The 13,638-nt window shown below is 49.8% G+C and carries 19 protein-coding genes; 13 read left to right on the top strand and 6 right to left on the bottom strand.

What is annotated here, in order from left to right:
- Window positions 1-30: 30 nt before the first annotated feature.
- From ESP131_RS10720 to ESP131_RS10695, 6 genes are all read left to right on the top strand, one after another.
- A complete protein-coding gene (locus ESP131_RS10720) occupies window positions 31-501 on the top strand; it encodes an NUDIX domain-containing protein (RefSeq protein WP_231681758.1) in 471 nt (156 codons plus the stop codon).
- 286 nt (window positions 502-787) lie between these two features.
- Window positions 788-1,435 (top strand): hypothetical protein, encoded by a 648-nt coding sequence (locus ESP131_RS10715; RefSeq protein ID WP_050677952.1) that lies wholly within the window; start codon window positions 788-790, stop codon window positions 1,433-1,435.
- Window positions 1,432-2,226: a DUF3307 domain-containing protein gene (locus tag ESP131_RS10710; RefSeq protein WP_050677951.1), complete on the top strand. Its 795-nt coding sequence runs from the start codon at window positions 1,432-1,434 to the stop codon at window positions 2,224-2,226. Before ESP131_RS10715 ends, ESP131_RS10710 begins: the two co-directional genes overlap by 4 nt.
- Before the next feature lie 46 nt (window positions 2,227-2,272).
- Window positions 2,273-2,824, top strand: coding sequence for a histidine phosphatase family protein (locus tag ESP131_RS10705; RefSeq protein ID WP_035398499.1), 552 nt, complete (start codon window positions 2,273-2,275; stop codon window positions 2,822-2,824).
- On the top strand, window positions 2,821-3,681 hold the full coding sequence (locus tag ESP131_RS10700; protein WP_069941047.1) for a ComEC/Rec2 family competence protein: 861 nt from the start codon (window positions 2,821-2,823) through the stop codon (window positions 3,679-3,681). The genes ESP131_RS10705 and ESP131_RS10700 overlap by 4 nt, the downstream gene beginning before the upstream one ends.
- A gap of 21 nt (window positions 3,682-3,702) precedes the next feature.
- Entirely contained in the window at window positions 3,703-3,918 is a 216-nt protein-coding gene (locus ESP131_RS10695; RefSeq protein ID WP_029341721.1) for a DUF3006 domain-containing protein, read from the top strand.
- 33 nt (window positions 3,919-3,951) lie between these two features.
- Here ESP131_RS10695 and ESP131_RS10690 read toward each other — a convergent pair whose 3' ends face one another.
- Complete coding sequence (locus ESP131_RS10690) at window positions 3,952-4,179, bottom strand: hypothetical protein (protein WP_058703407.1); 228 nt, start codon at window positions 4,177-4,179, stop codon at window positions 3,952-3,954.
- 222 nt (window positions 4,180-4,401) lie between these two features.
- Here ESP131_RS10690 and ESP131_RS10685 point away from each other — a divergent pair, with 222 nt between their 5' ends.
- From ESP131_RS10685 to ESP131_RS10675, 3 genes are read left to right on the top strand one after another with little or no spacing between them, the layout of a single operon-like run.
- The gene (locus tag ESP131_RS10685) at window positions 4,402-5,310 is read left to right on the top strand and encodes an AAA family ATPase (RefSeq protein WP_069940704.1); all 909 of its coding nucleotides are present in this window, start codon (window positions 4,402-4,404) and stop codon (window positions 5,308-5,310) included.
- Window positions 5,311-5,312: 2 nt separating this feature from the next.
- On the top strand, window positions 5,313-6,359 hold the full coding sequence (locus tag ESP131_RS10680) for a DUF58 domain-containing protein (RefSeq protein WP_069940703.1): 1,047 nt from the start codon (window positions 5,313-5,315) through the stop codon (window positions 6,357-6,359).
- The gene (locus tag ESP131_RS10675; protein WP_069940702.1) at window positions 6,356-7,330 is read left to right on the top strand and encodes a hypothetical protein; all 975 of its coding nucleotides are present in this window, start codon (window positions 6,356-6,358) and stop codon (window positions 7,328-7,330) included. The genes ESP131_RS10680 and ESP131_RS10675 overlap by 4 nt, the downstream gene beginning before the upstream one ends.
- Before the next feature lie 14 nt (window positions 7,331-7,344).
- Here ESP131_RS10675 and ESP131_RS10670 read toward each other — a convergent pair whose 3' ends face one another.
- Complete coding sequence (locus ESP131_RS10670; RefSeq protein WP_069940701.1) at window positions 7,345-7,698, bottom strand: winged helix-turn-helix transcriptional regulator; 354 nt, start codon at window positions 7,696-7,698, stop codon at window positions 7,345-7,347.
- Window positions 7,699-7,809: 111 nt separating this feature from the next.
- On the opposite strand from ESP131_RS10670, the gene ESP131_RS10665 reads away from it, so the two are divergent.
- Window positions 7,810-8,532 (top strand): SDR family oxidoreductase, encoded by a 723-nt coding sequence (locus ESP131_RS10665; RefSeq protein ID WP_069940700.1) that lies wholly within the window; start codon window positions 7,810-7,812, stop codon window positions 8,530-8,532.
- A 69-nt stretch (window positions 8,533-8,601) separates the two neighbouring features.
- Here ESP131_RS10665 and ESP131_RS10660 read toward each other — a convergent pair whose 3' ends face one another.
- The 3 genes from ESP131_RS10660 to ESP131_RS10650 all read right to left on the bottom strand — a co-directional run bounded on the left by ESP131_RS10660 (window position 8,602) and on the right by ESP131_RS10650 (window position 10,937).
- On the bottom strand, window positions 8,602-9,120 hold the full coding sequence (locus ESP131_RS10660; protein WP_069940699.1) for a hypothetical protein: 519 nt from the start codon (window positions 9,118-9,120) through the stop codon (window positions 8,602-8,604).
- Window positions 9,121-9,446: 326 nt separating this feature from the next.
- The gene (locus ESP131_RS10655; protein ID WP_050677942.1) at window positions 9,447-9,773 is read right to left on the bottom strand and encodes a hypothetical protein; all 327 of its coding nucleotides are present in this window, start codon (window positions 9,771-9,773) and stop codon (window positions 9,447-9,449) included.
- A 159-nt stretch (window positions 9,774-9,932) separates the two neighbouring features.
- Window positions 9,933-10,937 (bottom strand): helix-turn-helix transcriptional regulator, encoded by a 1,005-nt coding sequence (locus tag ESP131_RS10650; protein WP_069940698.1) that lies wholly within the window; start codon window positions 10,935-10,937, stop codon window positions 9,933-9,935.
- Between the two features lie 113 nt (window positions 10,938-11,050).
- Here ESP131_RS10650 and ESP131_RS10645 point away from each other — a divergent pair, with 113 nt between their 5' ends.
- Complete coding sequence (locus ESP131_RS10645) at window positions 11,051-11,902, top strand: alpha/beta fold hydrolase (RefSeq protein ID WP_069940697.1); 852 nt, start codon at window positions 11,051-11,053, stop codon at window positions 11,900-11,902.
- Here ESP131_RS10645 and ESP131_RS10640 read toward each other — a convergent pair.
- Complete coding sequence (locus ESP131_RS10640) at window positions 11,890-12,558, bottom strand: hypothetical protein (RefSeq protein ID WP_029341707.1); 669 nt, start codon at window positions 12,556-12,558, stop codon at window positions 11,890-11,892. The two genes, ESP131_RS10645 and ESP131_RS10640, sit on opposite strands and share 13 nt — an antisense overlap.
- A 145-nt stretch (window positions 12,559-12,703) precedes the next feature.
- Here ESP131_RS10640 and ESP131_RS10635 point away from each other — a divergent pair, with 145 nt between their 5' ends.
- Entirely contained in the window at window positions 12,704-13,240 is a 537-nt protein-coding gene (locus tag ESP131_RS10635) for a flavodoxin family protein (RefSeq protein ID WP_047395432.1), read from the top strand.
- A gap of 79 nt (window positions 13,241-13,319) precedes the next feature.
- The gene (locus tag ESP131_RS10630) at window positions 13,320-13,625 is read left to right on the top strand and encodes a hypothetical protein (protein ID WP_047395435.1); all 306 of its coding nucleotides are present in this window, start codon (window positions 13,320-13,322) and stop codon (window positions 13,623-13,625) included.
- Window positions 13,626-13,638 lie beyond the last annotated feature (13 nt).

The following is a 13,638-nucleotide window of genomic DNA, read 5'->3' as shown; positions in this document are numbered from 1 at the left end:
CAATCTGCCGACCTTGGAGAGGTGATGAAGATGAAATTCAGACGTCGCGAAAAAGTAGCAATCTATATCACTCGGGAAAAACCTAACGGATGGGAACTACTTGTTTTTCATCCACAATCGGCTCCTGAGAGTGATTGGCAGATCCCCGCAGGTACGATCGAAGATGCTGAAATCGCAAAAGAAGCGGCTGTCCGTGAGACGCTTGAGGAAAGTGGTCTCTCGTTAGCATCCGTCCAGTACATCGGCGAAGAAGAGATGCGTTATCCGGAGCGAATGCGGGTGCATTACACGTATTTCTACCATGCGCACATCGAATGCCAAGAGAACCGCTGGACGCATTGTGTGGCTGGTGACGGTCAGGATTGCGGTGATTTCTTTGATTTCGCGTGGTTGCCACTTGATCGGATCACGCAACTTGAACGCCGCCATCATATATTCCTGGATCGTTTGATTCATCGATTGGAACGGACACGTCCGTATGATTGTCGAAAACACGGTTAATTCCGTGTTTTTTTGTTTTGTCTCACTATCTTAAGTTTACCCTGATTATGAGACAAAATCTTATAACTATTGATAATATATGTTATGTTAACTTGAATAAAAAAATGATCTTTTAGTCAGATTCATCCATCCCCCCTGTCGTGTAAAAATCGGTCTATCGTCCTGTTGGTCTTCTTCTTCATTCTTTGTTACTCTAATAACAGTAACACCGCGAATGTTACCTTTTTAACGGTAACAAATCAAATGTTTCCATGATTGTGGCAACAAATGAACAGGAGGAATCGTCATGCAAGCTGTTGCCTTGTCGTTTGATGTCAAAGGCTCCCGCGATTATCCGAGCAAAGAAGCATTACTTCAAGCGCTCCGAGAACTCGCGAACAATCTGAATACGGCATTTCCAACGAGTATCGTTCCGTTCCAAATCAAATCCGGTGATAGCTTACTAGCGGTATTTGCGGATTATCCGGTTAGTTATCCGGTCATTCTGCACTTATTGAATCAAGAATTGCCAGGTTACATCGGGATCGGATTTGGTCAATATGAGACGATTTCGACGACCCAAGCTGAAGAAGCCAATGGTAGTGCGATCATTCACGCTTTTGAAGCGCAAGAACAGGCGAAGACGCTTCCGTCACGGATTGCGTTTGCTGGACCGCCCTACTTACCGACCGCCCTGCTGAATGGCTATCTCGAGATGCTTTATCCGGCGTATTTCGGGAAGACGGACCGTCAGATTGAACTGCACCGGTTGATGGATCAATATCCAGATGATACGTATGAAGAGATCGGTCTGAAGATGGGCTTTAAAGAACAAGATGCCCGCGCGAATGTCGCAAAACTCGTTTCCCGCTCGCAGCGTAAGCAACGGAAGCGTCTTGAAGCTGCCTTGACACAGGCACTGGAGCAATTCCAAGTCTGGGAGGCGATTCGGTGACCATCTTACTTAGCCTTATACTTGTCCACCTACTTGCTGATTTTCCATTACAGACGAGACGGATGGCGCTACTGAAACACCGACACCAACGGATCTTATTCCAACATATTGCCGTTCATGCGGCTCTGATGCTACTTGTCCTTGCGTTCTTCGTCATCCGAGGGGGATTAACCATCGACATCGCCGGATGGCTTGGAGGAAGTATTCTCGTGTTTCACGCCCTACTCGATGCCTCCCCGCTCAAACGTCGCGTCAAGCAAGCGGCGGCGTACTGGATCGATCAAGCGTTACATATCGCTGCTATCATCGCTTTGACATGGATATTCATCCCGATCGATTGGTCGTTGTCGTTCTCACGACCCGAGCAGGTCCTCTGGATTCTATGCTTTAGTTTAGTGACGACGGAGTTACTCGGCCACGGGATTGCCTTAATGCTCGCACCATTTGCTCCGCGCTTGATCGAAGCGCATTTCGAGCGAAAAGTGACACGTAAGGAGCAATTAGACGGCGTTTCGCGGACCGTCACACATGAAGTCGAAGATTCTGCGCGCAGTTATACGACGGAATTAAACGGAATCGGGCGTTATATCGGTCTCGTCGAACGGGCGATCATCACCCTGCTCGTCGTCACGAACGCAACCGGAGCCATCGGGTTCATCATTGCTTTGAAGGCACTGGCACGTTTTAAACAGTTTGAAGATCGCCGCTTTGCGGAATATTACATCATCGGGAGCTTGCTCAGTATCTTAGGTGCGATTTTATGTGGACTCGCGATTCGCGTCGCACTCTAAACGATGAATGAAAGTGAGGGAGACGGTCTTGACCGTCGCACGAAGTATGAAACAAATTGGATTAGTGAGACATCACCGGGTGACGGAAGGATACCCGACGAAAGGCTGGATCAGCGCCAGCGATATTGAAAAATGGATTGAACGGTATGATACGTCAGACATCGATATTCAACCGGTCGAGCTCGGTCAGATCGACTGGACAGTCTGTTATGCCAGTAGCATGCCACGCGCCGTCCAGACGGCGAAGAGTGTCTACGATAAAGAGATCATCGTGACGGATCTACTACGGGAAGTACCGTTTCCGACGATTCAGTCGAATCTACGGTTACCGTTTCTTGGCTGGGCGGTCCTCGGTCGACTCGCAGCCCCGTTCAGCAAACGGATTCAAGCGGAGATCAAGGAAGCGAATGAACGGATTGAGGTCCTGTTGAATCAACTGATGTTCGAGGATGATGAACGGGTCTTACTCGTCGGGCATGGCGGTATGATGATTTTGATGCGTGCTGCCTTGAAACGGCGCGGTTACCGGGGGCCTCGGTTCGGTCATCCGCGTAACGGCATGCTGTATCTGTTCGAGAAAGAGGAACCGACATGTTGAAATGGGGATCAACGATTCTGTTAGCACTCTGCCTGATCGTCATCTTCTATACGACACGGGACGAAGAGCCCCCAGCCCCAACCGCGGGACAAATGGAGGTCTATGGTTTTGACGTCGGTCAAGGAGATAGTACGTTCATCCGGACGAAGGAAGACGCGATCTTGATTGACGGCGGGAATAACGGCAAAGGCGAGGATGTCGTCCGCTACCTGCAAGAATTGGGTGTCAAACGCTTAACAGCAGTCATTGCGACACATCCGGACGCCGATCATATCGGTGGACTTGATACCGTCCTCGATGCCTTTCCAGTCGACAGCGTCTATGCCCCGCGTGTCACGCATACGACAGAGACATACCGCGATTTCCTCCTTGCCGTCAAACGCGAAGGGGTGACGATCAAGTCGGTTAAGGCAGGTCTTGAGATACCGAGTGAAGCTGCACGCTTTACTTTCCTTGCTCCCCTAACGGACGGAACGCAGGATCTTAACAGTTGGAGTGCCGTCCTGCGGGTCGAACATGGACAGGACCGGTTCCTCTTCATGGGCGACGCACCGATCCGGACGGAACGACAATTGCTCGAGTCAGATGTCGATCTTAGCGCCGATGTCTTGAAGCTTGGGCATCACGGAGCAGACACATCGTCCTCCCTGCCCTTCCTACAAGCCGTTGATCCGAAGCGAGCGTTGATCTCAGCCGGGAAGGACAATGCCTATCGTCACCCACGCCCCTCCGTCTTACAGGAACTGAAAACAGAACGGATTACGATTGACCGAACCGATCAAAGCGGTACGATCCAGTATATCTCGACTGGTGACGGCATCAAGGAATCGAACCGGACCGATTTACGACCGGAATAACAAGACGTGGAGGTGCATCAGATGCGATTGACCCTAGCTGATTTTGAAGACGATCTAGCGATTTGCGAGACGGACGACCGCGAGACGATCACATTACCGAAAAGTCGTTTGCCGCGCCAGGCGACGATCGGCGACCGACTCGACTGGACCGGACGTTCGATTCGGATCTTACGCGATGAGACGAACGCACGTAAAAAAGAGATCTCCGAGTTGATGGATGATCTCTTTGAAGAATGATGAGACTCCCTCGGAATGCTGAGGGAGTCTTTTTTAACCGAGTAGACTGATGACGAGACCAGCGAGGATGCCTGCTGTGAATAAGGAACCGAGCGTATACGTCAGCAAACGTAATCCGAATGGGAGCCGACGAATCGCGGCAAAGGCTCGACGATTCGGAGGTCCTCCGGCAACAATACGTTGATACTCGTCAATAGGACTGTGAGCAACATCCTGTTGCTGGTTTAGAGTAGAGTTCGATTCGGTAGTGTGTGGTTTCATCTGTCCATCCTCCCTATTCCAATGACTATATCCTTCTATTCGCTAAGTAACTTCATAATCCTGTTTCAATTTTTTTGATATTTCACGAAACTTTTGGATGAAACTGGTAGTATAAAAGATAGACGTATTTCTTTATGCGTGATTCCTGGAAAATCACTAGCGGTTTTTTCTGAATTTTCGTACACTTTAGAAATACGATGCATCTTAAAGGGGGAATCATCCATGTTTCAAACGTTACGTACATCACTCAAACAATCTGTCCTTGGTCAGGACAATGTGATTGATCATTTATTGATGGGCTTGCTCGCAGAAGGTCATGTGTTGCTCGAAGACCGTCCGGGGACCGGTAAGACGACACTAGCAAAAGCACTGGCGCAGACACTCGAAGCAAAGTTCTCACGTGTTCAATGTACAGCGGATACGTTACCGACCGATTTACTTGGGATGGAGCTGTTCAACCCACTGACAGGATCGTTTGAACAACGGTTTGGTCCGCTGTTCACGAACATCGTCCTCGTCGATGAGATCAACCGGACGACTCCACGGACACAGTCAGCATTGCTCGAGGCAATGGCCGAAGGACAAGTGACGATCGGGGATACATCTTATACGTTACCGCAACACTTTCTTGTCATCGCGACACAAAATCCGTTCGATGGACACGGTACATTCCCATTACCGCATGCCCAACTCGACCGTTTCTTGTTCAAATTATCGTTCGCTCCCCTGACACGTCAAGCGGAAAAAGCATTATTACGCGGGGCGCACTTAACAGCAGCCGAACTACAGATTCCGCTCGAACAACTCAATGACTGGAAAGAGGAAGTCGTTGCCGTCTCAATCGAGGATAGCGTCGAAAACTACTTACTTGATGTCTGTGACGCACTCCGCGCCCATCGTGACGTTGAGATCGGACCGAGTCCACGAGCGACGCTCGCACTCTTAAAAGCAGCAAAAGCACGGGCCTGGATGCAGGAGCGGACGTACGTCACACCAGAGGACGTCAAGCACTTGGCGACGCCATTGCTTGCCCACCGTCTCGTCTTAACGCTCGAAGCGACGCTGAAGCTATCGAACGAACGTCTCGTCGAGCAGGTCCTCGATTCACTCACTGTTCCGACTGAGGTGTAATCATGCAATTGATCATACCAAAAGGCTTTAACCTCATCATTCTTACGATGACAGGTGCAAGCGGCGTCATCGTGGGACTCTATGGTCCTGTCTGGATTGCGGCTTTATTACTCGCCTATACATTATATGGCTGGGTGATGCCGTATTATCTCGAATACGTTGCGAAGCGGATTCGCGTCCGCCTCCTTCAGACGGTTCGCGCTTTTCGAGAGGAAACGATCCAGATACCGTTCGAATTGTCGAACCCAACGAAGTTACCACTCGGTCGCATCACGATCTCTGGGTTGCTCGGGGATCAGATCAAGCTTCCTGATGCGAGTAGTCAATTTTGGCGTCAACACTTATATGTCAGCAAACAGACAATTGTGCCGTTTTCAATCGATGTCATTGCCGCTCACCGAGGAACGATTCGGATTCAGTCGTTTGACGTCATGATCTCGGATCCGTTTCATTTGATCACAATCTATGTGACGCTTGATATCCAAGAGCTGGGTCACGTCTTCCCTGACTTTGCACCAGCGTCAGTCGAGTGGAATGAACGGATGATTCCCGGTGAGACGATTGATCGCTCGAGTCCGTTCACCGATCGCTCGAGTTTCCACTCCGTCGTTCCCTACTCTGGAGATGCGAAGTCGATTTACTGGTCCGCTTATGCGAAGACGAATGAACTGTACTCGTATCAATATGACCGGAAACGTAACCATGATTATGCCGTCATCGTCGATGGCTTGTCCGCAGACGGACTCGCTCTCCGCTCGGACTTCGAGAAACTATTATCGCGTGCCGCGACGATCATCCGTGAACTCGAGAAACAAGGGGCTTCCTACAGCCTCTGGATTTCGATGGTCAACCGATCCGGGCAGTGGTACCATGTTCCGTCTGGTATGGGAAAACATCAATTCCTACGGACGATGGAATGCCTTGCCCGGATTTCCGAATACGATCTACCGCTCGAGCGACGGTACTTCACGAAGCGATTGCAACGTAGTGTGCCGTCGACGACGGCGGAGATACATCTCGGTCACCGGCAGAAAGGAGTGAGCGCATGATTCTCTGGTGGATATTCCTTGCGAGTCTGTTACCGGTTCCGTTCTATCTCGCGCTCGCTCTTCCGGCACTCGCCTTCGTGCCACATCGTTCGATTCGAATCGGATTACAGTTACTCGTGGCGGGATCCTTGTTTTTCCTCTCTCCCGTAGCTAGCGTCTTAGCCCTTGTCTTCGTCGCCTGGACCGCGTTTCTTGATACGGTCGATTCGGCGTGGCGTTACGCTACGAGTGCGATGGTCATCGGCGTCGTGATGGTATTGTTCCCGGGAGTGACACCACCAATTGGCGCATTTTTAATTTTGGTCTTCGTCATTGCGTATCCATTCGTCGTCACCTACATGACAGAATGGCGGCGTATCTTCCCGACGATCGCGTTAGTCCTCAGCGCGGGGCTGATCATCGCTGTTGTCTTCCGTCTCACGAAAGAAGCGCTCGTCGGATCCGTCACGAGTGCGATTCGTCCGTTATTTGAAGCATTCGGTTCATTATTCCTTTGGACGGAACCACTTGGTCGGGAAGCGGACACGATGACGAACCGGGCAATGGGGCTAGAGAATATCAAAGGTGTTCAAGACGTGGAGCAAGCTGCCGTCCAGGCAGGAACACCGGATTGGATTTGGATCGCAACGACGCTTCTGACGGTGATCTTAGTTGCGGTTACACTTTATGTCATCCGGAAGCGAAAAGTCATAGCGATCGAAAGAGAACAAACCGTCAAGCACTCCAAACAAGTACGGGCACATGCGCCAAAACGGCATAGTCATCATCCGCTTCTGAAGATTGCTTCTCAGCTCGAGCAAGCTTTCCCAAGACGCCATGAAGAGACGACGCTTGAATGGCTGACACGGATCGAGTTCCCGGATACGGTGCAAAACGCTCGTCTGATTGACGGGATTGAGTTCAGTCCAAGTGAACCGGCCTACGATATCCAGACGTTCCGCCGTCAAGTACGCGAACAAATCGAACGCTAATGAAAAGCCCCTGCTCATGGAGCGGGGGCTTCCTCGTCGCATAATGTGCGCATCAATTGGTTGCGTGGTGTCGTCGCGAGTCCCCAGTCGCAGATCGCATCGAGTAAGGGAATCAAGGACGTACCTTTCGCGCTTAACGCATACTCAACACGAGGTGGGATTTCCGGGTAGACGGTCCGCGTAATCAAGCCATCTTGTTCGAGTTGCTTCAGTTGCTGTGTCAGCGTCTTCGGTGAGACGTCCTGGATATAACGCTCCAGTGTATTAAAACGTACCGCACCTTCCTCATGCAGCTCGTACAAGATCATCACTTTCCACTTACCTTGAATCTGACGCATCGTCGCATCGAACTCATTTAGATACGGCATACCGTTCCCTCCCTTACCAAAAGGTAACCGACTGACCTAAAAGTGCGTACTTCTCGGATTGGTTTCCCTCTGTTATCTTCAATTTATCATATCAAATAAGGAGACGATATCATGAAAACAGGATTCATTGCCATCACCGGTGCTACGTCAGGAATCGGGCATGCGATTGCACGAACGTTCATTCAGAAAGGGTACCGCGTCTTATTGCTCGGACGACGAATTGATCGTCTGGCGAGCCTTGCTTCAGACGATGTCTTGATTCGCCAAGTCGCAGCCACCGACCGAGTTGCCCTCGATGCTGCTTTAGCAGACGCGACGGAAGCGTTCGGACCGGTCGAAGCCATCATCAATAATGCGGGTCGGATGTTACTCGGTCAAATCGAGACACAAGATGCGGAAGAATGGGAAGAGATGTTTGATGTCAACGCGCTCGGTGTCTTACACGGAATGCAAGCTGTCCTTCCCTCGATGGTGAAACGGAAGACCGGCACGATCACCAACATCAGCTCGATTGCCGGTAAAAAGACGTTCGCAGACCACGCCGCGTACGTCGGCACGAAATTCGCCGTCCACGCGATGAGTGAGAACGTCCGAGGTGAAGTCGCGTCCCATGGTGTCCGCGTCATGACGATTGCACCAGGTGTCGTCGAGACAGAACTGCTCGGTCATACGACAAGTGACGCGATTAAGGATGGCTACAACGAATGGAAACAGTCGATTGACGGTGGACTCGATCCGCAAGTCGTCGCGGACACTGTCTTATTCGCCTTCGAGCAACCGCAACATGTCAACATCCGGGAAATCGTCTTAGCCCCGACGAAACAACTCGATTGACGAAAAAACAGACCGAAGTGTTTGGAAGTAGATGTACTTCCGAGCACTTCGGTCTGTTTCATTCAAGCGTTACTTTTCTAAGTGACTCTGTTCAATCGTTTGAAAGATTGATTGATAGATCTTCAGTTGCTCTGAACGATTCGGTCGTTCGATTCCCTCACCAAACAACCAGGTCGTCTCTTGTGTATCGTCATAGAGCATACCAGCCGCAAACGTCGGATTCGGCACCGAGATGCTTTCCTCATAGGATAGACTCGGGTCAAGAAACGGTTCGATGGATTTTTGAGAGCCGATAAAGAAAAAGGGAATCTGCGCCTTCCGGTAGACGGTAGCATAGTCACGTCCCGCTGCCTGATGTAAGTACTCCGGCATAATCATGACGGCGTCGTATCGTCGTAAATCTCCTTTGATCTCCTGCAGATCAATCGAGTGAAAATCCGGTGATTGCGTAAGAACTGGGGCCGTTCCGACGACGGCGATGGTGAGATCGATGGTACTGGCTTTTGGCGTCAACGTTGGTTTTTTCATCATACATACGGTAAGCAGTAGACTGAGTGCAAGTAAAGTCATGACGGTTCTTTGTCTCATCTGTCCCTCCATGATTTCCTAATATTAGGTCTTTCGCCTAGTTCCTTTATACCATAGAAATGGGTGACGTTATGTTTTTGCACAATAGGGAAATCGCGTGAATAAAGTACCAACAGAAGCCAATAAAAAAAGACTCCCTGATCGGAGTCTCCTTACTTTTCAGCATCGATTTTCGAAGCTTTTTTTGCAATGACGACAATAAAGACGATGGCACCGACAGGAATCACGAGCGGCATCCAGTCGAGGATATACTGTGCGTTCATCGTATCCCCCCTTACCTAGCAAGCTATAAGCGTAGCATATGCCAATTGCTGGGGAGTTGCAAGTCACAGTCGGGGCAGAAGTTCGTTCACGATCGCGTAATAAATCAAGATACTTGTCGAGAGCGTATATCCGATGAATAAAAGGGGTGTGAATTTAGGTTTCATGCGTCGTTCGATCAAGCGTAACGAGCCGATGGTGACGACAAGAGCGACGACCGGACTGAATCCGAACACGACGATATCTAAGGATGTCACGACATCTTCTGGAAACACGAGATGAAAGACAAAAAGTGAGAATAAGTACCACGATGTATAGGATAGACAAACGAAGAAGAGGAAAGCAGCTAGTTTCCGCATCCCGTTTGATTGGCTTTTTTCCATCTGTTGCATGTCGTTCCTCCTACATAAGTATCAGATACCCTTAATAGTAACTGGAACTATTCGCTTAAAATATTCAAATATGAATATCCGACAAAAAACGACAAAAAGTTTTTTTCTCGACAATTTAAAAAAGCAAGATCCACGGTCAAGTGAACCTTGCTTTAGCCCTTAGAGAGCAGGTGTTTCGACTTGGTACATCGTCGCAAGACCTGCCACCTTGTTCTTGAATGTCTCCCGCCGTTCGACAGGCGCGATGATTTCCGCCTGGTTGCCGAACTGAATCAGCCACATCATGAAACCGTCGGAAAAGAGCGCATCGACTTTGACCTCGAACCAGAGGTCATCGAGACGACGGCAGCGGATATCCGTTCCGAACCGGTCGACGACGGTTGGCATCAGACTCTCCTGGAATTTAAGCGTCAATTGCTCGTTCTCTCCCCCGTACATGTTGAACATGTTACTTAAGTAACTCGGCTCGACATGTACGGGTTCTTCCATCGGTTCGAACGCTTTACAATCGACGATTCGGTCGACCCGGTACGTTCGGATCTCTTTGATCCGCTCATCGCGTCCAATCAAATAGTAATTTCCGTTATCCATCAACAGATGAGCCGGAGAAACGAGGTAATGCTCGCCATCCTTCCGTAACTCGAACTTCCGCGTCCGTTCATTAAACTTTCCTTGGTACTGGAAACTGATGACGAACCCATCGCTGATTGCTTTCTGAATCGTATCGATCGAGCGCGACGTCATTCCTTTTGGTTTTTTGACAGTATGTAGTACCGGTTGGAGTGACTCCGCCATCTTGTCACTCGTCAACGACTGAATCGTCTGAACGAGCGACGTCGTCTCACTTTCCGAGATGAACTTCGCACTGGCGATGGCATCGACGAGCAATCGGAGCTGATGATGCTCAAAGGGACGACTGACGAGATGATACGGAATGGCAAGTCCATTCTTCGTCTCTTCCGCCACGACGTCAAAACCTGATTTGGCAAGTGCCGCAATATCATCCTTCAACGATTTTCGGGATAGCTTCTCGATCAGTCCTCGTTTCGAGAGTTCCATGCTCAATTCCTCAAGCGTCAACGTATGGTCTTCATCCGACTGACGTTCGAAGATTTCTCGTACAGCAAGTAAGCGGTCACGGTTCGTTAATTTTTCGTTTGACACTACGCATCCTCATTTCCTAAGTCACAATGGTTTGGTTATACTTTACAGTATACATGAAAATAAATTCGAGATTAACAATAAAATGGTAATAATTAAGAGATAGGAGAATTTGGATGCATTATATTGCAGAATGGAACGGTCAGCGCTTTGATTACCGGGATAGCGGAAGTGGTCCCATCATTCTTTTGATTCATGGTACGCAGTCGGATTACCGGGAAGTCTACCATGTCGAAAAATTAATTGCTGCAGGATATCGAGTCATCGTGCCATCGCGTCCGGGATATGGAAGAACACCACTTCAGCTCGCTGATAGTCCGGAGGCACTTGCAACGTTCTACGCTGGGTGGCTGGCATCCCGCCAGATTAAACAGTACACCGTTTACGGCATCTCTGCCGGTGGACCGACAGCAATCGCGCTTGCTGGAATGGATCCAGGCGTTCATGCTCTCGTCTTAGCGTGTGCAATGACACACCGGATCTCGCTTCCCTATCACCGGCTTCTGATACAACCGGTCTTACAACGTCCTTTACAGTTCATCCAGTGGGGGCTCTGGACATACGTGAAGGATAAGATTCGCAAGTTTCCTGAAGAAGCAGCGGTTCGGATGGTAGAGATGACGAGTCTTTTACCACGCGAAACAATCCGTACTCATATTAGTGAGACGGATGCATCGTTGTTGTATGAAGTTGGTCTCCAAAATGGTCCTGGGCGAGGTGTCTTGTTTGATATCACACAAGACATCGAACGAGAACGGCTTGAAGCCGTCACGTGTCCCGTCTTGATCGTCCATTCGAAGTCAGACCGTGCTGTTCCGTTCGAGCATGCGGAACACGCACGACGGAGCATTCCTCACGCGCAGTTCATTGAATCGAAAAGTCCCGGTCACCTGATTTGGATCGGTCCATCCGCACGTCGGGATGAACGTATGATCGAACGATTCATCGCCTTCAATCAGATGACTTGAAGGCGGAGCCGCATTTTTAGCTTCTCATCATCCTCCTCGATCGCAATCAGACCACGACGCGTTAGTTCACCAATCGCACGACGCGTCCGGTCTTGATTAAGTCGGGCACAGCGGGCAATCTCAGCGATGCCCATCCGACATGACAGTTGGTTCGCCTTGATCTTTGATGAAGGCTTCGCGACGGAGCGTTGTAAGAGGCGCCAAAAGACATGGCGGGCATCCTCTGATAAAGCATAGGCATTTTTCTCGATCACCGGTGGCATATAACGAACGTCTTCTCGAATCCGGCGAATCAGATAGAGACTGAGCCATTCTTCGAGCTCCGCTTGAATTCGTGAGAATTCGAACCACCAGAGCTGCTCGAGTGCCTCCTCTTCTTTCGTCGCCAGTTGCCAGCTAGCAGGAATCTCATCAAACTCTTCCTCGAGCCAGTCTTCGTAGTCGAGTGCCGTCTCATACAAGACTTGTGACGGGATCTGCTCGAGTGACGTCCGATGTTTATAGATATCAAAGCTCATCCGTCGAAAATGTTCGACGGATGCAGCCACTTGGCTCAAATGAATCAATTGTTTCGTAATGAGTCGCGCCAGTCCATCCATCTCGAGGTGGATGGCATATAAGTGTTTTTCTAGCGCAATGAGCGTGCTTCTCTCCATTCGACCGTTCCTCCCCTATTTGTTTTTCGTCTTCTTGTCTTTTTCCGCAAAACCCTTATTCAAAACCAATTGTGAGCATATCGGTGTATTGACAGTTCAGTTTGGAATAGAATAGAACAATCGAATTCAAAAGGAGATGCACGATATGTATACGATTTTTGGTAGCTCACGAAAAGGAAACAGTGAATGGCTCGGGGAACAAGCATTGAAAGACCTCCTTCATGTTGCTGTCGATTTGGCGAACGTCTCGATTCAGCCGATCGAAGACCGCCGTCATCACGGAGGCTTTTTGCCGATCGGTGATGACTATCGCCGGATCGTCGAAGAGATGCTTCTTCACGATGACATCCTGTTCATCACTCCGATTTACTGGTACTCGATGTCGACGAAGATGAAATTATTCATCGATCGATTCAGCGAGTCACTGCGCGACGAAGAGCTCGACTTCAAAAACCGGATGGCGGGGAAACGATTCCACTTGATCGCGGTCGGAGGAGACAATCCACGCGTTAAAGGGCAAGCGCTCGTCACGCAGTTCGAGCATATCGCATCGTTCCTTGGCGCGACGCTTGAGACAGCGATTCTTGCCGAAGGGAATGCACCAGGTGAGGTCGAGCACGATCAAGAAGCGATTGCGGCAATCGAGGCGTTTCGTGAAAAAATGTCAGGAGCACGTGTTTAAGCACGGTTCGTGAAGGGAATTATCTGAAGCAGAGCGCACGACTGTTTAGCGTACGACTCAATTCAGGAGGTGGTCAGCCATGTTCGCATCTAAAAAACGATCGAATCGCAAGTGGAAACAACTGACTTCACGCCAGCATATCCTTCATCTTGAACATCTGTATCAATCACGCGAAGAGACGATTGTTCGTGATCGCCTCTCCTTACAACACATCATGGAACGTGCAGTCCGGACCGGACAGACGGTCCACGTCCGATTAAAACAACTCGATACGGTATCCGGTTCGATCCAAGCGATTTTTCATGACCGCGGAACGATTGAACTCGTCACATCGACAGGTATGCGCCGGATGGTGCGAGCGTCGGACGTCATCGATATTGAGTAGAAGACAACCTAAC

The organism is Exiguobacterium sp. U13-1 (assembly GCF_001750115.1).
Classification (GTDB): domain Bacteria; phylum Bacillota; class Bacilli; order Exiguobacteriales; family Exiguobacteriaceae; genus Exiguobacterium_A; species Exiguobacterium_A acetylicum.
Note: the sequence above shows the minus strand (reverse complement) of the source record. Positions and strands in the feature narration are given on the sequence as shown.